At 57.3% G+C, this 19,543-nt stretch carries 14 protein-coding genes; 9 read left to right on the top strand and 5 right to left on the bottom strand.

The genetic code is table 11. The annotated features are described in order from the left end of the window. Positions 1–49 precede the first annotated feature (49 nt). The 9 genes from KB449_RS08450 (at position 50) to KB449_RS08490 (ending at position 12,276) form a co-directional block, all read left to right on the top strand. Positions 50–1,111 carry a Gfo/Idh/MocA family protein gene (locus tag KB449_RS08450; RefSeq protein ID WP_282907949.1) on the top strand — a complete coding sequence of 354 codons (1,062 nt, stop codon included), beginning with the start codon at positions 50–52 and terminating at the stop codon, positions 1,109–1,111. Between the two features lie 241 nt (positions 1,112–1,352). Beyond that, positions 1,353–2,378 (top strand): glycoside hydrolase family 130 protein, encoded by a 1,026-nt coding sequence (locus KB449_RS08455; protein ID WP_282907950.1) that lies wholly within the window; start codon positions 1,353–1,355, stop codon positions 2,376–2,378. 135 nt (positions 2,379–2,513) lie between these two features. Further along, on the top strand, positions 2,514–3,845 hold the full coding sequence (locus tag KB449_RS08460; protein WP_282907951.1) for an extracellular solute-binding protein: 1,332 nt from the start codon (positions 2,514–2,516) through the stop codon (positions 3,843–3,845). 116 nt (positions 3,846–3,961) lie between these two features. Continuing rightward, a complete protein-coding gene (locus KB449_RS08465; protein ID WP_282907952.1) occupies positions 3,962–4,837 on the top strand; it encodes a carbohydrate ABC transporter permease in 876 nt (291 codons plus the stop codon). Between the two features lie 17 nt (positions 4,838–4,854). Further along, complete coding sequence (locus tag KB449_RS08470; protein ID WP_254639158.1) at positions 4,855–5,685, top strand: carbohydrate ABC transporter permease; 831 nt, start codon at positions 4,855–4,857, stop codon at positions 5,683–5,685. A gap of 39 nt (positions 5,686–5,724) precedes the next feature. After that, positions 5,725–7,527 carry a cache domain-containing sensor histidine kinase gene (locus KB449_RS08475; protein WP_282907953.1) on the top strand — a complete coding sequence of 601 codons (1,803 nt, stop codon included), beginning with the start codon at positions 5,725–5,727 and terminating at the stop codon, positions 7,525–7,527. After that, positions 7,493–9,076 (top strand): response regulator, encoded by a 1,584-nt coding sequence (locus KB449_RS08480; RefSeq protein WP_282907954.1) that lies wholly within the window; start codon positions 7,493–7,495, stop codon positions 9,074–9,076. The genes KB449_RS08475 and KB449_RS08480 overlap by 35 nt, the downstream gene beginning before the upstream one ends. Before the next feature lie 27 nt (positions 9,077–9,103). Continuing rightward, positions 9,104–11,434 (top strand): glycoside hydrolase family 3 N-terminal domain-containing protein, encoded by a 2,331-nt coding sequence (locus KB449_RS08485; RefSeq protein ID WP_282907955.1) that lies wholly within the window; start codon positions 9,104–9,106, stop codon positions 11,432–11,434. Beyond that, entirely contained in the window at positions 11,431–12,276 is an 846-nt protein-coding gene (locus KB449_RS08490; protein WP_282907956.1) for a Gfo/Idh/MocA family oxidoreductase, read from the top strand. The genes KB449_RS08485 and KB449_RS08490 overlap by 4 nt, the downstream gene beginning before the upstream one ends. Before the next feature lie 91 nt (positions 12,277–12,367). On the opposite strand, the gene KB449_RS08495 is transcribed toward KB449_RS08490, so the two are convergent. From KB449_RS08495 to KB449_RS08515, 5 genes are all read right to left on the bottom strand, one after another. Then, positions 12,368–13,705, bottom strand: coding sequence for a DegT/DnrJ/EryC1/StrS family aminotransferase (locus KB449_RS08495; protein ID WP_282907957.1), 1,338 nt, complete (start codon positions 13,703–13,705; stop codon positions 12,368–12,370). 50 nt (positions 13,706–13,755) lie between these two features. Then, complete coding sequence (locus KB449_RS08500) at positions 13,756–15,000, bottom strand: DegT/DnrJ/EryC1/StrS family aminotransferase (RefSeq protein ID WP_282907958.1); 1,245 nt, start codon at positions 14,998–15,000, stop codon at positions 13,756–13,758. Further along, positions 15,000–16,802 carry an NHL repeat-containing protein gene (locus KB449_RS08505; RefSeq protein ID WP_282907959.1) on the bottom strand — a complete coding sequence of 601 codons (1,803 nt, stop codon included), beginning with the start codon at positions 16,800–16,802 and terminating at the stop codon, positions 15,000–15,002. The genes KB449_RS08500 and KB449_RS08505 overlap by 1 nt, the downstream gene beginning before the upstream one ends. A 118-nt stretch (positions 16,803–16,920) precedes the next feature. Continuing rightward, a complete protein-coding gene (locus tag KB449_RS08510) occupies positions 16,921–18,555 on the bottom strand; it encodes a type 2 periplasmic-binding domain-containing protein (RefSeq protein WP_282907960.1) in 1,635 nt (544 codons plus the stop codon). Between the two features lie 100 nt (positions 18,556–18,655). Continuing rightward, positions 18,656–19,525 (bottom strand): carbohydrate ABC transporter permease, encoded by an 870-nt coding sequence (locus KB449_RS08515; RefSeq protein ID WP_282907961.1) that lies wholly within the window; start codon positions 19,523–19,525, stop codon positions 18,656–18,658. Positions 19,526–19,543 lie beyond the last annotated feature (18 nt).

Below are 19,543 nucleotides of genomic sequence, written 5' to 3' on the forward strand. Positions count from 1 at the left end.
TCGCCGTGGTATGCTGGCATCATGACAATCGATCCGGAGGGATACACGAATGAGCAAATTAAAAGTAGCCGTCATTGGCTGCGGCATGATCGCCAGAACCCAGCATATTCAGCATTATCACGACATCGACAAGGCCGATATCAAAATGCTCGTCGATCCGTTGGAGGAGCGCGCACGCGCGCTCGCAGCCGAATTCGGCGTGCCCCATACGTCCGCGGACTACAGGGCGATCCTGGAAGACGACGAGATCGAAGCCGTATCGATCTGCACGCCGAACGACACGCATGCGCCGATCGCCATCGATTGCCTGAACGCCGGCAAGCATGTGCTCTGCGAGAAGCCGGCCGCGCTGAACATGGAGCAAGTCCGCGAGATGAAGGCGGCTGCCGACCGCAACGGCCGTATATTGAACATCGGCGTCGTCAATCGCTACGCTGCGGGAGTCAACCGGATCAAGGACATGATCGAAGGCGGCGAGCTGGGACGCGTGTATCATGTCTACTGCTCCTTCCGCTCGCATCGGTCGATTCCGGGACTGGGCGGACCGTTCACGACGAAGGCGAAGTCGGGCGGCGGCGTATTGATCGACTGGGGCGTCCACTTCCTCGACCTCATCTTCTACAGTCTGGGACAGCCAGACATTCGGACCGTATCCGGTGAAATTTACGGCGAGCTGGCGAAGGACATGAAGGCCTACGCGTATGTGAATATGTGGGCCGGTCCGCCGAATTATAACGGCACGTACGACGTGGAGGATTTTGTAACCGGCCTGGTTCGTACGACGGGGCCGACGATCAGCCTCAACGGGGCATGGGCGCAAAATATCGGGGAATCCGCGATGTTCGTGGAATTTCTGGGCGACAAGGCCGGCGTCAAGCTCGATTACGGCAGCGGCGACTTCAAGGTATACGGCGCCAAGGACGGCATGCTGCTGGAGACGAGCCCGTCGTTCGCCAAGTCGGACAAGTTCGCCTCGGAGATCGACGATTTCCTGCGCTCCGCCGCTTCGGGCATCAAGGGCCGGGCGAATATCGATCAGGTCATGACCACGTCCGAAGTGATGGACGCCCTCTATCGATCCGCCGCGCTGGGTAGAGAAATATCACTGTAGTCAGCAGCTTGCGAAGAAGCCATGGATGAGACGCCATGGCTTTTTTTGCATGCGCAGGGCAAGGATAAGGAGGTTGCGATTCTACGGATGGGAGCATACTTGCTTCCAGGAAAAACGCAATCATTCGCAATTATCGGACGTTTTCTGAAACCTGTCGGATATTTTGTCCAAGCCGGCAGCGCTATAATGATTACGAAATGCGAACTGTCCAGGCCATCATCAGTCATTCCAGGAGGTAGTCATGCTTAACATTACGAGACATCCCGAGAATCCGATCGTCGTTCCCGGATTATTCGAGTGGAGAAAAGCAACCGTATTCAATCCCGCCGTCATCATCGATAATGGAAAATTTTATATGATCGAACGTACGGCAGGCTCTTTGACGCCTTGCAAAAACTTCTTGGGCCTGCTGGAAAGCGAGGACGGCGTCCACTTCAAGCATGTGCTGGACGAGCCGGTCGTTACGCCGGACATGCTCGGCTTTCCTTACGGCAGCGTGCAGGATCCGCGCATCGTCAAGATCGACGATACGTTTTACTTGAATTATGCGCTGCGTCCTTGCGCCATGAATTATTATCCGACGGGCACGGGCATACCGGAACGATCCATTCCTCAATACCCGGACGGCTGGGGCGAGGAAGAAGTGCACTGGCGGACCCGCTCGGGCATATTGACCTCCAAAGATTTAATCCATTGGGACTACTTGTGCGATACGACGCCGCTGGAGATCAACGATCGCGACAATATTCTGTTCCCCGAGAAGATTAACGGCAAGTTCGCGCTGCTTCGCAGGCCCGAAGAGTATGTCGGCGAGGCCTACGGGACGAAGCAAGCGGCCATGTGGATCAGCTATTCGGAAGACTTGATCCATTGGGAAGAGCCGAAGCTGCTGGCCACGGCAGGTCCGGAAGCATGGGAGCAGAAGAAGATCGGCGGCTCCACACCCCCGGTGCGAACGGATAAAGGCTGGCTGGTTCTGTACCATGGCGTGGACTACGATACCGTCTATCGCGTCGGTGCGTTGCTGCTGGACCTCGACAATCCCGAGAAGATCATTGCCAGAACGAACCATTTTATTATGGAACCTGAAACCTATTACGAGAAATTCGGCTATCAGATCCCGAATGTCATCTTCCCGACGGGCAACGTAGTGAAGGACGGTCTCCTGTATATCTACTACGGCGTTACGGATACGGCCATCGCGCTCGCTACCGTTCCGCTGAACGAGATTGTCGACTATGTGCTGAACGAAAAAGATCGGGCTTAATTTAAAAAATCGGATGTTATCGTAAGTTTGTGGGATTCAGGGCTTTATGATAACGCTTTATACTAAATGAATAACATAGAGTGGGAAATAAACGAACATTATATGTTATAAAAATGCAGAAAAGAGGGTTTGCCCATGAAAAAGAGAAAAGGCATCAAGGGAGTCGCACTGCTCTCCGTGGCAACGACGCTGGCTTTGGCAACGGCCGCCTGCGGCAATTCGAACGACGCGAACAACGGGGAGGGCGCTTCGTCGAGCGACGCCGGAGGCAAGGGAACCGTAACGTTGACGATGATGCATCCGTGGACATCGCCGAATGCGGATAACGATGTATACAAAGCTCGCATCGCCGCGTTCGAAGCGGAGCATCCGAATATCAAGATCAATCAGGACGGCGTGGCTGCGGCGCAATACAAGACGAAGCTGTTCACGCTCGCCGCGGGCAACAATCTGGCCGATATCGACGTCGTATGGCCCGGCGCGGACCTTGACCCGCTGGTAAGCGGCGATCTGCTGCTGCCGCTGAACGATCAAATGTCCAACTGGAACGAGCTCGTACGGGAAGATGCGCTGGCCGGCTTCAACAAGAACGGCAATCAATATGCCGTGCCGACCAAGCAAAATTTCGTCGATATCATTTATTACAATAAGGAAATGTTCTCCAAAGTCGGATACGATACGTTCCCGGCTACTTACGAAGAGTGGATCGATGCGATCAAGAAATTAAAAGCGGCGAAGCTCACGCCGATCTCCCTCGGCAACAAAGAGCAATGGCCGCTCCAATCCTCGTATATGTCCACGTTGACGCAGCGCTTCGCAGGCGACGACTTCCTGCAGAACGTCGTGGACGGCAAGGCAAAATTCACCGACGAGGACTTCGTCAAAGCCGTTGCGGTCATTGACGAATTGACCAAGCTGGAGGCCTTCAACTCGGACGCGAACAACATGGATTCGGTCCAGGCGCAGGACTACTTCATTCAAGAAAAAGCGGCCATGCACATTACGTCGGCAACCGTGAATGCCAGAATCCGCATCGATAACCCGAACGGCAGCAAATTCGGCATCGCGTTGTTCCCGAGCGTGCCGGGCGGCAAGGGCGATCCCAAGAAGGCGGCCGGCGTGCCTCAATTCGGTATCGCGATCAAAAGCGGGCTGAGCAAGGAGAAGCAGGACGCGGCGCTCGAGTTCATGAAGTACTTCGTGAACGAGGATCTGTACAAGGATTTGTCCAAGGCGGGCATCATGGTTCCGACGAAAAAGAACGTGGCGGGCGAAGGCGAGATCAATCCGTTCCTGGAAGAATTGATGAAGCTCACCAGCAACGGCTCGACTCGCGTGTTCGACTCGGTCATCCCGACCCAGCCCTCCAAGGAATTCGAGAACGGTCTTCAAGCGCTGACCATCAAGCAGGGGACGCCGCAAGACGTTGCCAAGAAAACGCAGGCCGCGCTTGACGCCCTCAAGTAAAACGGCCGGCTGACCGGTTTGATTTTTAACTTAAAAGGCGATGGAGAAAACCCGTGCTGCGGGTTTTCTCCGTTCAGACGAAAAAGATGCTGCCGCGAAGAAACGGAGGCGACAAAATGAATACGTTAAAGGGAACAAGAGCCGCCATCTTCTTCGGCATGCTTCCCGCATTGCTCATCTATATAGGCATTGCCATCATCCCGATCTTCGTTTCGCTGTATTACTCGTTCTTCAATTGGGACGGCATTTCGGCCAAATCGGCCGTCGGCTTCGACAATTATGTCCGAATCTTTAACGACTCCGTTTTTTGGCTCTCGGTAAAAAATAACATCATCATCATGGTGACGGGCTTGATCGGCCAGATTCCGCTGGGCCTGTTGCTGGCGCTGCTGTTAAACCGCAAGATGAGGGGCTCCACCTTCTTCAGAACGGTCGGCTTCATGCCCGTTGTCATTTCCTCCGTTATGGTCTCTTTGATCTGGGGGATGATTTACAACTCGGAATACGGATTTATGAACGCGCTGCTCGGGTTTTTCGGCCTGGACAGCTGGCAGCGCAATTGGCTCGGCGACACGTCGATCTCGATGTATTCCGTCAGCCTGGCTTACATTTGGCAAAATTGCGGGCTTTATATGGTCATATTCCTCGCTGCGCTCCAGAACATTCCGGGCGAGGTCAACGAGGCGGCGGAGCTGGACGGCGCGACCGGGCTCAGACGCGTGTTCCGCATTACGATCCCGATGATTCGCTCCACGATTCTCGTGGCCGTCGTCTACAGCATCAGCAATTCGTTCCGGGTATTCGATCTCGTGCAAATCCTGACGGGAGGCGGCCCCGCCCATATGACGGAAGTCATGACCATCTACATGTACAACCATGCCTTCGTCAGCAGGCAATTCGGATACGGCAGCGCGGCATCGATGCTGATCCTGCTGTTCAGCCTGATCGTCGTAAGCTTGGTTAACCGTCTGGGACGAGAAAAAGAGATTTAATGAAAGGGGGAATCGCATTGAGCAACAATTCGAATTGGTTTCGGGTGCTGACGTATGTTTTTTTAAGCGCATTTGCGTTATTCAATATCGTCCCCCTCTTCTATATGATCGTCGATTCGTTCAAGACGGAACCGGAATACGCGGCGAGTCCGTTTTCCTTGCCGACGAAGCTGCATTTCGAGAATTACGCCAAAGCCTGGGATATCGCGAACATGGACACCTATTTCATGAACAGTCTGATCATTACGTTCGGTTCGCTGATCATCACGGTGCTGCTCGGCTCGCTGACGGCGTTCTTTTTGGCCCGGTTTAAATTTCGGTTCCGCAAATCTACGTTCGCGATCTTTCTTCTGGGCATGCTGGTGCCGATCCACGCCACGCTGATCCCGATCTTCCTGATCATGAAAAATATCGGTTTGCTGGATACGTACTGGTCGCTTATACTGCCTTATACGGCATTCCATCTATCGTTGACGATCTTCATCCTCGAAGGCTTCATGCAAGGCTTGCCGAAGGACCTGGAGGAATCCGGCGTCATGGACGGTGCCGGCGTATACCGGATCTTCTGGTCGATTATACTGCCTATTGCGAGGCCGGCCATGGCGACTGTCATCATCTTGAACTTCATCTATAACTGGAACGAATATTTATTCGCCTTGGTGTTGATCAGCTCGGAAGCGCTCAAGACGCTGCCGCTCGGCTTGGCCAACTTCGTCGGCGTCGAGACGGCGAGCATGACGCTCCAGATGTCCGCGCTTGCGATTGCGCTCGTGCCGATCATCATTTTCTATTTGCTGCTCCAGAAGCAGCTCGTTACAGGCATGACAGCCGGAGCGGTAAAAGGCTAGCGAATAGGAACAGGCGTCCGGACATCCGGGGAGGGTGTTATGCGAAGGTATTCCCGAAGAACTCGAAGCTTTGGACTTAAACGAAAAGCGGTCATCATTTTCCTGCTCCTGGTCATCCTTCCGACCTTGGGCGTGGGCGTGATCGTCCAGCTTCAGTTTAACCAAATCTTGAGCAAGCAGTTCAAGGATACGACGATTCGCAACCTCGACAGCGTGGTCAGTCAATTGGAAGAACAGACGTCCACCGTCGAGGATATCGCCGACTACATGATCCTCAGTCCAGACCTGAACGAATATTTACGGCCGTGGCCCGAGCTGAGCAACGAACGGTCCGAGAACCTGAAGCGGGCGATCGAGGGCATGCTCACCTTTCATCTATTCTCGAAAAAATATATTCGCTCCATCAGCATCGAAGGGTTCAACGGCCATCGTATCGATATGGGGGAGCCCGTCCTGGCCGACGAGGGAAAATGGCTGGACAAGGCCGCCCTCCGGAAAGGCGGTATCGTCTGGACGGACGGCTATGCGGTGCAGAGCGGCTGGAACGGGGAATTCCGCGTCGTGTCGCTCGTGCGCATACTCAATGCGTTCAGCCAGATCACGCGGCCGCAAGCCAATCTCGTCATTCGCCTGGATGAAGACAGCCTTATCGAGCTGCTGGAGAAGGGGCTGTACAAAAAATCGGGCCAAGTGTTCGTTATCGGCGCGGAAGGCCAGCAGGTGCTGCGTTCCGACAATTCGGTGCCCGCGAGCTTCGATCCGCACGACCTGATGGAGGCGTTCGCTAACGGGAACGCAAGCTATATGAAATACAGGGTCGATAACAGGAGCTATATGGCTTTTTACCGGCCGATGGATAATACGGGATGGAGCATCGTCGCGATGATTCCCGAATCGATCGTCAATCAGGAAACGGCGAACGTTCGAAGCGTGATGGCGGTCATTCTGGCTGCCATGCTGCTGCTCGGCATTAGCGCGCTTGTCGGGTTCCAGTATACGATCATCAGGCCGATTCTGCGGCTCAAAAACGAAACGAATCGCGTTAAGCTGGGCGATTTTACGGCACGGGTGCCGATCGAGTCGAATGATGAAATATCCGAGCTGAACCGCAAATTCAACGATATGGTGCTCACGATTCAGGAGCTTATCGAGCATAAGTACAAGCTCGAGCTGCGGGAGCGGGAATCCGAGCTCAGACTGCTGCAAAATCAAATGGATCCCCATTTTTTATATAATACGCTGGACATGATCCGTTGGACGGCCCGGCTGGAGAAAGCGGGAAAAACAAGCCAGCTGATCGAAATGCTGTCCAGGTTTTTCCGCTCGGCGCCGAACAAGGGCAGCTACGTAACGACCGTTCAACAGGAATTGGAATTCGTCCAATCGTACTTGTATTTGCAGGAGCGGCGGCTTGGACACACCTTCCGGTATTCGCTCTTCATGGATGCTTCCATCGCTGCGGCGCCGATGCTGAAAACGACCATTCAGCCCTTGGTCGAGAACTTCCTGAAGCACGGACGCAATCGTGGCCGTGCCGTCAACCGGATTACCGTCAAATGCTATGGCGTGGCGGAAGAAGTCTGGGTGGACGTTCAGGACAACGGACGCGGCATCGAGCCAGACAAGCTGGAAGCGATTCGTCAAGCGCTTCGGAGAGGGCGCACGGACGAAGGAAGCTCCGGCGCGTTAAGCAACATTCAGGAGCGGCTCTCGATTTATTTCGGCGAAGGCTCCGGGCTGGAGATCGTATCCAGTACGCCTGACGGCACTCTGATCCGATTGAAAATTCCCAACAGGACGGACGGCGGTGAGAGCGAAGATGACGGCAACAAACGGATATAAAACGAAAATGCTGATCGTCGATGACGAACCGGTCATCTGCGAAGGCCTGCGGCTCACGATTGACTGGGAATCGCTTGGCGTCGAAGTCGTCGGCGTCGCTTACGATGGAGAAGAAGCCTTGCAGCTGATGCGCGAGCATGGCGCGTACATCGTGCTGACGGATATTCGGATGGAAGAGATGGACGGACTGCAGCTGACGGAACGGCTGAAGCGGGAGTTCCCTCGCGTACGGGTCGTGATGATCAGCGGGTATGAGCATTTCGAATATGCCAGGCAAGCGATGCGGCTTGGCGTCACGGACTACTTGCTCAAGCCCGTCGACGTCGACGAACTGGTGCAGGTGGTGAAGGGGATCGTGGCCGAGCTGGGAGAGGCGGAGCCGTCCTCGAACGGGGACGAGGAAGCGCTGTGGTTGTCCGCGGTGCTGCGGTCGTCTCCTTCCGCCGAGCCGCCGGCGCCGCCGCAATCGATGAATGCCGAGTCCTTCCGCATGATCGTCAGTCAATTGTCCGATTTCGCCGCGCTTTATTCCGGTATGCCGGAAGACGAATATCGCGACATTCAGAGAAAATGGCTGGCGTTGATCCAGGGGAAATTGACGGCCCGCGATATTCGCAGCGTCGCCGTATTCGATCATCGGAACGTACTCTATACGCTAGCGATGTCGGATCATCACCTGGAAGAGGAGCCGGCGAGCCGGCTGCTTGAAGAGACGATGGAGGCGTGGACCGGAGCGGGGAAGCTTTATTGCGCGGTCAGCGCTTCCTTTACGAGGCTGGAGCAGACGGCTTCCGCGAGCGCCGAGGCCAGGGAGCTGCTGCAATGGCACGATCTGACCGACCGGGCGGCGCTGCTGCCCGAAGACCGCTTGTTATTATCGAAGGATCGACCCAAATCGGATTACGACTGCAAGGCCATCCTGGACAGGCTGGTCTCGTTCTTGTTCAAGCAGGACGCGGCCCAGGTCGCTGCGCTCGTCCACGAGATGTTCGCGTCGCTGGCCGCCGAGCGAAGATTGCTGCCGGAAGCGGTGCAGATCTATGACGAATTGCTTGCCCTGCTGCGTCAGCGGCTGCGCCAGAGCGGTCTGACGGATCTGGAGCATGGCCGCCATTCGCCGATCGACCTTCATGCGAACAACTCGTACGCCGCCATCGAAGCGATCGCCGTGGAAGAGATGCGGCAATTGATTCGCTTGATCGATCTGAACGGTCTCGACAAGTCGCATTGGATTATCGAGAAAGCGAAGCAGTACATGACGGGAAATTATGACCAGGATCTGAAAGCTTCGGAGGTTGCGGGCTGGCTGAAAATTACGCCGGGCTATTTCAGCTTGCTGTTCAAACAAAGCACTGGCAAAAGCTTCAAGGAATACTTGAATGAGTTTCGAATTGACCATGCCAAGCATTTGCTGGCCACGACGCACGATAAGGTGTTTGAGATCGCTGAGCGCGTCGGCTACAAGGAGTACAAATATTTCGTCTCGGTATTCAAGTCATACACCGGCATCACGCCGAAGGAGTACCGGGCGTTTAAAGCGAACCGTTAATCGGGGAGCAGGGAAGGGGAATCACGGGTGGACATCTACAAGAATCCGTCGTATTCGATCGAAGAGAGAACCGAGGACTTGCTGGCGCGCATGACGCTCAAGGAGAAGGTCGGGCAGCTGAATCAGCATATGTACGGCTGGGATGCCTACCGTCGCGAAGGCTCCAGGGTTCATCTGACGGAAGCGTTCAAGCGGCAAGTGGCTTTCGGAGACGGCATGGGGGCGCTATACGGGCTGTTCCGGGCCGATCCTTGGTCGGCGGTTACGTACAACAACGGCATTCCGACGGCGGATAGCGCCCGAGTCGCCAATGAACTGCAGCGATATGTCAAGGAACATACCAGGCTCGGCATCCCGGTCCTGCTGTCCGAGGAATGCCCGCACGGCCATCAGGCGCTGGACGGGACGCTGCTGCCCGTCAATCTGAACATCGGCTCCACATGGAATCCGCAATTGACGGAACGGGCCTACGCCAGAATCGCAGCCGAGATCCGGGCTCGCGGCGCTCATCTCGCGCTTGTCTCCACGCTGGATATATTGCAGGATCCTCGCTGGGGACGATCCGAGGAATGCTACGGCGAGGATCCTTACCTGGCTTCGCAGCTGACGGCGGCCGTCGTGCGCGGACTGCAGGGCGCGCGGCCGGAAGAGCTGAGCGCTCCGGACAAGGCTGCTGCCGTGTTGAAACATCTTTGTGCGCAGGGCGCCGGCCAGGGCGGGCACAATGCCGGTCCCGCGGCGATCGGCGAGCGGGAGCTGCGCGAGATCCATCTTCCGGCCGCTAAAGCCGGGAAGGACGCCGGCGCGGCCGGCTTTATGGCCGCCTATAACGAGATCGACGGCGTCCCGTGCCACGCCAACGAGAAGCTGCTCACCGGCATCCTGCGCGAAGAATGGGGCTTCGATGGAATCGTCATGGCCGACGGCTGCGCGATCGATCGGCTGCTGGCTTTAAGCGACGATCATGAAGAGGCGGCTGCGATCGCGCTGTCGGCGGGCGTCGATCTGAGCCTGTGGGATACCGCCTTCACGAAGCTGGAGGCTGCGGTTCGGCAGGGCAAGGCGGACGAATCGTTGATCGACCGCGCCGTTCGGCGCGTGCTGCGGCTTAAATTCCGGCTGGGGCTGTTCGAGAATCCGTATGTGGACGAACGGCTGCCGGCAGCCGTCATCGGCGCGGAGGAGACGCGCGAGCTGAACCTGCAGCTGGCGAGGGAATCGATCGTCTTGCTGCGCAACGGGGAAGCGGGACAAAAGGGCGTCCTGCCCTTGACCGACTCGGCGAGACGGATCGCGGTGATCGGCCCGAATGCGGATGCCTTGTACAATCAATTGGGGGACTATACGAGCGTTCAGCGGGGCGGGACCGGGACAACCGTGCTTCAAGGCATCGCGAAGGCGGCACCTGCCGGCACCGAGATCGTATATGAGCGGGGCTGCGGCATACGCGACCGGTCGCGGGAAGGCATCGCTGCGGCGGTCGCCGCCGCGCGCGGCGCCGATATCGCCGTCGTCGCGATCGGCGGCAGCAGCGCGCGATCCTTCGACGAAGCGTTCGACAGCAACGGCGAGGCGATCGTATCGGCAGGGAGTCCGTCGGAGATGGACTGCGGCGAAGGGGTCGATCTGGCCGATCTGCGGATGGGCGGCGTCCAGGAGGAGCTGGTGCGCGAGATCGCCGCGACGGGAACGCCGGTCGTCGCCGTCGTGATCCAGGGCCGCCCGCATGAGCTGTCGGGCCTGGCGGATCACTGCGCGGCGATCTTGTGCGCCTGGTACCCGGGCCCGGAAGGCGGCCGCGCGATCGGCGAAATTCTGTTCGGCAAGGTCAATCCGAGCGGCAAGCTTCCCGTCTCGCTGCCGCGTTCCTCGGCGCAGCTGCCGGTCTATTACAACCAGAAAAATCCGGGCCGGCCGCGCCCTTATATCGACATGCCGGCTGCAGCCTTATATCCTTTCGGATTCGGGCTCAGCTACACGATTTTCGAATACGGCCAAATCTCGCTGTCGCGCGAATCGGTCACGGCCGAGGAGATCGAAGCGGGAGGAAACGTGGAAGTCCGGCTGACCGTGTCCAACAACGGCCCGCGGGCCGGTGCGGAGACGGTGCAGCTCTACATTCAGGCCGGCGGATCGCCGATCACGCGCCGGACGTGGGAGCTCAAGGGGTTCCGCAAGGTGTGGCTGGAGCCGGGGGCGGAAGAGACGGTCGTCTTCCAGCTGGGCAAGGAAGAGCTGGCGATCTGGGATCGCAGCATGACATTCGCCGTCGCGCCGTGCCGGTTGACCGTACGGGCGGGGGACGGCAGCGCCGATGGCGCCGAAGCGAATCTGTTGATTAGGAGGCGAAGCGATTGAAGAAGATCGGATTCATCGATTATTATTTGGACGAATTTCATGCGGACAAGTATCCGGCCTGGATCGAGCAAGCGTCCGGCGGAGAGATGCAGGTGAAGTATGCTTACGCCATAAAGGACAAAGAAAACGGGGTGACCAATCGGGATTGGTGCGACAGTCGCGGGATCGAATTGCTGGATTCCATCGAAGAGGTGGTCCGGTTGAGCGATTACCTGATCGTGCTGTCGCCGGACCATCCCGAGTTCCACGAGGAGCTATCGCGCTTGCCGTTGCAGTCGGGCAAGCCCACTTATATCGACAAGACGTTCGCGCCCGATCGGGCCACGGCCGTCAAGCTGTTCGAGCTGGCCCGGCTGTACGGAACGCCAATGTACTCCACCTCCGCGCTTCGCTTCGCCGAAGAATATGCCGCCGTCGACAGAAGTGGCATCGCGGCGATCTCGAGCTGGGGACCGGGCAGGTTCGAAAATTATTCGATTCATCAGATCGAACCGATCGTCCATCTGATGGGAAGCCGTCCGAAGCGAGTCATGTATACGGGCACGCCGGCGGCGGCCTCGTTCATGATCGATTTCGGCGGCGGCAAGCAGGCGAACATCCATCATCTCGGCCGGGGATGTCCGTTTGCGTTGGGATTGACCTACGAGAGCGGAGAGTGCGCATTCATCAAGCAGGAATCCGATTTTTTCGCCGCATTTACCCGCAAACTGGTATCCTTTTTCGAATCGGGGAAGCCCGTTGTCGATCCGAAGGAGACGATCGACGTTATCGCAATTATCGAATACGGTGGTTTAGCCGTGCAGCGGCCATTCGAATGGGTTGAAATTCCGGGACAGGATTAAGGAACTTTAGGTTTAAGGAACCTTCCAACGTAAGCACTTGAGCAAAAAGCGCCCCCGACCGCATTGCGGAAGGGGGCGCTTGACGTCGATTTTACTTTCGATTGAACATATTCCAGCCGCCCATGGTAGAGGGATTGCCCGCATCGCCTTCGAGCAATTCCTTGTAATTCAACGCCGCCTTGCGGAAGGCGAGCGCGTAACGCTCGATCGCTTCGCGGCGATCATGCTTGAACCAAGGGATCGCGTACACGCGGGCGGCGATGCCGGCGCTTACCGGCAGGTTCGCATCCAGCGTCCGAACGTCGCGCGCGGCGTTCGCGATCCGCGTCGGACGGCCATGTCTGTAGACGTCCGCTTCCTGGAACAGCGGGTGGGTGTGGAGCGGCAGATTGCAGCCGGGTACGCAATCCTGGACGCCTTCGGCGCGCACCGCCTCGCAGAATCGCGAGACGGACAGGCCGCCCAGCTCTTCGGGAACGTAGTGGCCGTGCGCGGCATACCAGCCGCCCATCAGACTGTCGGATCCTTGCGTCGTGCGGTGCGCCCGAAGGCCGGGCACGTCCTCGAGCAGGTCCCAGAAGTAGTTCATGGCCCGGCGAATCTCCGCCTGTCTCGCTTCGTAATGACGAAGCTGGACGCGCCCGACAGCCGAGCTGAGCTGGTGCATCCGGTGCTTGGCTCCGCCGAGCGGAAGTCCGACGAAGGGCTTCAGCGAATCGGATCGAATGTCGTTATTGTAGCGCTCGTAATGGCCGAAGGCGAGCGCCCGCTCGTAGATCTCCCGGTCGTTTGTGACAAGCATGCCGGCTTCGCCGACCGCCAGAGACTTGCCGGCCATCAGCGACATCGCGCCGACGTGGCCGATCGTCCCCAGCTTGCGGCCTTTGTAAACGCCGCCTTGCGCGTGAGAGACGTCTTCGATGACCTTGAGGTTATACTTGTCGGCGACGGCCATGATCGGGTCCATGTCGGCGGGGTGGCCGAAGTAGTGGACGACGACGATCGCTTTGGTCCGTTCGCCGATCAAGCGCTCGAGATCGTTCGGATCGAGGCACAGGCTGACCGGATCGATGTCCGCAAACGCGACCGTCGCGCCGAGCGAGTAGGCGGGCGCGCCGGACGCCCAGTACGTGACGCTCGGGCAGATGACTTCGTCGCCGATGCCTACGCCGCAGCCGAACATGGCGGCTTGGAGCGAGGCCGTCCCGTTGTTGAAGCCGAGCGCATAATCGCACTTGAGCCATTCCTTGAAGTCCGATTCGAACTGCATCGTGACGTCCGTGCCGGACATGGCGCCTCTTCGCAGCACGTCAAGCGCCGCTTCCTCGTCTTCTTGCGTAACGATCGGCCAGGTAAACAGATCTCCGGGCGCGTCGGTTACCGCCATCGGACCGCCGAACAAGGCCAGCCGATCTACGTTATTGGTCATGATAGCATTTCCTCCAATCGCGGTATCTTTTTGACGGTCTCTTGCATCGTCTAGCTTTCCTCCGCCTTCCGGAAGAAGGCCGCGACTTTGCGGATCGCCGTCGCCATGTCGCGAATATCGTCCGGCGTATAGAATTCGCTGATCCCCATGCGGACGGACGTCTGCAGCACGGCTTCGGCGTTCGGGCAGATCCCCCGCTCGTAGGAGACGTCCGATAGACTGAACGGATAGTTCGTGCCCGGATAGGCTTCTTTTTTCTGAAACATAGGCTGCAAGTAGACCGGCTGCGGAATATACCCGCGAATGCACGGAATGCCTTCCGCGTTCAACGCGGCGACAAACGCGTCCACGGTCGCGTTCAGCAGATTCGTATCCAAACGGAACAGATAGAACCAATAAGTGCTCTCGGAATCTTCCGTGACGGCCGGGGGCACAATGCCGGGAGTGCCGGCCAGTCCTTCCGTCAGCATGGCGCCGTATGCCTTGCGCGTGTCGCAAATCCAGGCAAGCTTGTCCAATTGGGCGATGCCGACCGCGCCTTGAAGCTCGGTCATGCGGTAGTTCGGCGCCAGATGATGAATATCGCGGGATACCTTCGTATCGAATCGCTCATAGTTTTTGTCGGCGAATGCATGGACGATCGCATAATCTTGCTCGTCTCCCGAGTTGACCGTGACCATGCCGCCGTCGCCCGTCGAGATGTGTTTGAAATCGTTCGTGCTGAAGCAGCCGTAGTCGCCGATCGTGCCGACCAGCCTGCCTTTGTACACGCTCATATAGCTTTGCGCGCAGTCTTCGATCACCTTCAGCCGATGCTTGCGCGCGATCGCCATGATGGCGTCCATATCGCACGGATTGCCGGCCAGATGCACGGCGACGATCGCCTTGGTCCGCTTCGTGATCCGGGCTTCGATTGAAGCCGGGTCCAGGTTGTACGTGTCCGGCAGCACGTCGGCGAATACGGGAATCGCGTTCTGGTACAGGATGCCGATCACCGTCCCCTGGTCGGTAATCGGGCTCGTGATGACTTCGTCTCCCGCGGTGACGCCGGCCGCTCCCAGCGCGACGTGAATGGCGGCCGTGCCCGAACTGGCGGCTACGCTGTAACGCACCCCGTACATCTCGTTAAATTTTTTCAAGAAGCCTTTAACCTTCTCGCCGTAATGATAGAACAGCGTATCTTGCTCCAGCGCTTCGCGGAGCTCCTTCAATTCTTCTTCCCCGAAACGCTTTCCCGTTCCGAACGGCGTCGTCTTGACCTTGGGACCGCCGTGGATTGCCAATGATTCAGCCATTATGAATTCCTCCCGATGGATTGCTCAAGTCTGTATAAGGTGGAGTCGACCGAGAAATAAAGCCGTCCGTCATGCACGGCCGCAGCCCGGACGAAGCCGGGCACGTCGGTTACGCGGCGGCTGGCGCCGGACGCCGTATCGATCTCCCAATAGTGTTCGCCGCAAAACGCGCCTGCGGTGCGTTCGTCGATGGCGACCAGCCAGTGGCATTTGTGTTCCATAGGTACGGCATGGATCAACGTTCGGCGATCGGGATCATAGATTCTTATCTCCAGCCCGGCCCCGAAGACGACCTTGCCGCCCAGCGCGACGATGGCATTGCCCGCCTCTTGATCCTCCGGCAATATTTCTTCATGGACGATTCCGCTCCGTGGCGCCCAAATGACAAAACGGCAAGGAACCTGGCGGTGGGGCAAGCCGCTTGCGCCGCCATTCGTCGTGAAATAAACGTATTTGTCATCGGCGGCCATACCGGCGATCTGCTGCGCCGGTACGGGGTGCAGCCAGCTTTCGACCTCCAGGGAGTCGGGATCGATCCGCGACAAGCCGCCGCCGTACACGCCATAACGGGCCGACCACCCCGTCCATACGGCGTCGTCCGGGCCGACGACGCTCCGTCCTTCCGGACGGATCAGCTCGGGCGCGACGGAACGCAGGGTGCGGGGATTGACGTTGTTCAGTTGGTCCCAGGAGGAGGAAGGATCGTAAACGATGTGGTCTCCTCCCGCATAGGCGCTCATAAACAAGCGATCGCAGGCGAATTGCAAGCCGTAAACTTCTCCGCCTTCGTTGCATACGGACGAAGAGTTCCAAACGCTCCCTGTATGAGGTTCGATAGAAAAGACCGTTTGGCCGAAGCCGCTGGACCCCCATAGCTTTCCTCGGCCGTCGGATTGAAGGGTGAAGATCGCGGTGGGAGGAGGGGCCGCGGGAATTTTTTTGAGCGCCACCGGAAGCGGGCGGTCGAAGTCTTCCGGATTTTCCGGCTCCGCCGCGATAAAATAATCCTGACCTCTGACCCCGGCCAGCCGGTTATGTCCAAGCCGCCGCACGGACACCTTCTGAAGGTTCGGCAAAGTAATCGACGTACGGGGAATCTGGCCGTCGTCTACGACTTTGTCGAAAGGGAGCAAGGTCGCGGCGTCGTAGTAGGAGAGTCGTTGATCTTTTTCCGCGCAGATCAGCTTGTCCGTCACCCATTTGATTTGTTCGCCCGGCGCGCCGAAATCCCGGAACGTCCCGTCGCCGATGACATAAGCTTTCATGCCGGCGACATTGTAGCCGTAGTTCACGAGGATGTAGCCCGGAGCTTCACCCCATACCGGCCTGCTGTACTGGTTGCCTTCGACGTCCGATACTTGGCCCAGGTTGACCAGCGTATGGCTTGCCGGGTCGTACTTCATTAACGAACAGCCGGGGTAGGTGCCACCGTACACGTTTCCATCCGAGCCGAGCGTCATTTGCCAGAAGTAAGCTTCCCCTTCCGACACCAGCGTCTTGGCCCATTGCCGGGTCCGAAGATCGAACGCGTGCAGGTAAGCCTGATCGACGCAAGTACCGACGATCAGCTTCTCGTTTTTCCAGTTCACCAAACCCCATGCGCCAGGTCCGACGGGAAGCCCGAAACTTTCGCCTTCGCCGGATAGCGGGTCGATGAGGATGATGCTGCCGGTTCCGCCCATCGCGTAATTGGAAAGGACAAATTTATCCCGGCCGTCCGACGGATCCCGCACGACGGCGGTCGCCAGAATGTTGAAGTTGCTGCACGGCTGTCCCACGCGGGTGTATGCTTGCGTTGCCAATCGTCGAACACTCCTATGCGTTAAAAGATCGATCAGTTGCCGGTCGGGAAGGCGGCCGTAGAAGGGGATGAAAAAAACCCAAGGCAATCTTGGGTTTTTGAAGGGAAGCAGGGCGACCTTATTGACCCATTTTCTTAAAGCCGATCAGCGTTCTTCCTTGCAGGCTTTCGTTCATTTCCTTGATGATATCCGTGCCGCCGCTTTTCATGAAGTCGTCGACCATTTTGTCCCAGCTGGTCAACGGCAGCTCGCCCATGATCATTTTAACTTGGGCGTCCGCAACCTTTAAGATCGCGTCGGCGCCTTTGTTGCTGTTTAACGTTTCGGAATATCCCATGTACTGGGGATCCACGTACTCTTCGTAGTTCGCGTATTCACTCTCGAGCTGTTTCACGTATTCTTTGAGGATAGGGGACTGCGTCGTGTCCGAATACTTGTTGTCCAGCACGGACGGGGCCCACATGTTGCTGTCGGGCAGGTAAGAAGATACGAGCAGGCCTTGATCCGGCTGGGTGAACGTAGCGGTGCCATTGTCGAACGTGTAGCCCGTATTCAGCTTGCCGGAACGGAAGTCGAACGTCTCGTTGTCCGGCGTGCGCTGATCGATCGGAATGAACGTACGTCCAAAGTCGACCAACGACAGGATGCGGTCGATCTTGCCTTCGTCGCCGGCAAGCTTGGCGTTCAACACCGTAATCCGGTAGTAGCCGCGCTGCGCGGTCAGGCCTTGCGTGCCGTCCGGCGCTTTAAAAGGCGGGATGGAGGAGAACTTCGCGTTTGGTGCGACCGACAGCAAGGAATTGGCGAGATTCTCGTCCATGCCGCGAATGCCGCCCATGAAAATGCCCGCTTTGTTGTTGTAAAAGTCGGATTGTCCGACTTCGAAGCTGGCGTTGGCGCCGAAGCCTTTGTTAATGGCGCCTTGCTTGTACAAATCGGCGAACAGCGCTACGTTTTCCTTACGGGCGTCGGTGATGTAGCCCGGGATCAGATTGCCGTCCTTGTCCTTGTGGTACCAGGTGTCTCTGTCCCAGTAAGCGCCCATGCCGTAGCCGGGCGCGCCGCCGGGGCCCATGACCAGACCGTAGGTGTCGTTTTTACCGTTTTTGTCCGGATCGTTCTTGGTGAACGCAAGCGCGACTTGCCCGAGCTCGTCGTAAGTCGTCGGTACTTTCAGACCGAGATTGTCCAACCAATCCTGGCGAATGACCCAGCTCTGCGTCGGCGTATTTGGATAATAGCGCGGAATTCCCCAAATCTTGCCGTCCTTGTTGGTGACGGCCGCCCAGATTTCCGGCGGAACGAGCGCGAGACTCGGATACTTTTGGATATAGTCGTTTAGCGGCAGGAACGCGCCTTGCTCGGCCCATTTGTGCAAGGAGCCGGACGCTAAATATTCCTCTATGCCCATGACGTCGGGCATGTCGCCGCCTGCGATCGTGGTGGACATTTTCTCTTGATAGCCGTCGTAAGGAACGATCGTCGGTTTGTAGTCAATGTTGAATTTATCGTTCAGAAGCGCTATGGCTTTGCCGTTCGAAGGCGGGATTTTGCCATAGGTGAAATCAAGCATCGAGATGGTGTATTTCTTGCCTGTGTCCGCGCCGCTGGCGCTGCTTGCGGGCGACGCAGCGGAGGCGCTCGCGCTCGGGGAATTCTCCGAGTTGCCATTGCCGGAAGAACAGGCCGTTGCGATAGCGATCAGAGAAATGAAGGATAGCGTTGCGATCATTCGATTTTTTGTCTTTTTCATGGCGGGTTCGTCCCCTTCTTTTGAATTTGGCGGTTCGGCGGCGTTCGCTCGGACGCTGCCCGTCTTCTTTTGTTTCCCCAAGCTTTTGTTTCCCCTAGCTTTAACCTTTAACGGATCCCAGCATCACCCCTTTAGCGAAGTGCTTTTGCAGAAACGGATAGATCACGAGCACGGGCAGCGTGGCGACAAGCACGGCTGCCATCTGAACGGTTTGCGCCGGAGGCGGATCCTTCAACAAGCTGGCTATCAAATTGTTGTCGGGCGGGGAGACGATTACGATTTGCCGAAGCACGACCTGAATCGTCCATTTCGTCGTATCGTTAATGTAGAGAATCACGTTGAAGTACGCGTTCCAAGCATCGACGGCGTAGAAGAGAGCGAACGCCGCGAGGGCAGGTTTGGAGAGAGGGAGCACCAGCTTCGTGAACATTTGAAGCTCATGCGCGCCGTCGATCTTCGAAGCTTCGAAGATTTCCTTGGGCAGGTTTTGAAAAAACTGTCGAATGACGATCAAGTTAAACGTGCTGATCGCGCCGGGCAGGATAAGCGCCCAGTAGGTGTCGATCAGATGCAGGTTGCGAACCATCAAGTAGCTGGGGATGAGCCCCGGAGAAAACAATAAGGTGAAAATGATCATTCTCAGGATCAGCTTCGAACCGACGAAGGAATGGACGGTAGCGAAAGCCATCATACTGGTCATGAGCAGATTGAATAGCGTGATGACCACGGTGAGACAGGCGCTGACCAACATCGCGCGGCCGAAAACGGGCGTATCGAAAATATATTTGTACGCGCCCAAATCCCAATGCGATGGCCACAATACGATGTCCTTCTGAATAAAATCCTGCATCGTCGAGAAGGAAACGGAGAAGATGTACAGCAGCGGGAAGACCATACACAGACCGACGACGGACAGCAGCAGGTAATTGATTCCGTCGAACCACCTGTCCGATTTTGTTTTGAAATGCATGGCCAGGCACTCCTTTCC

Source organism: Cohnella hashimotonis (assembly GCF_030014955.1).
Taxonomy (GTDB): Bacteria; Bacillota; Bacilli; order Paenibacillales; family Paenibacillaceae; genus Cohnella; species Cohnella hashimotonis.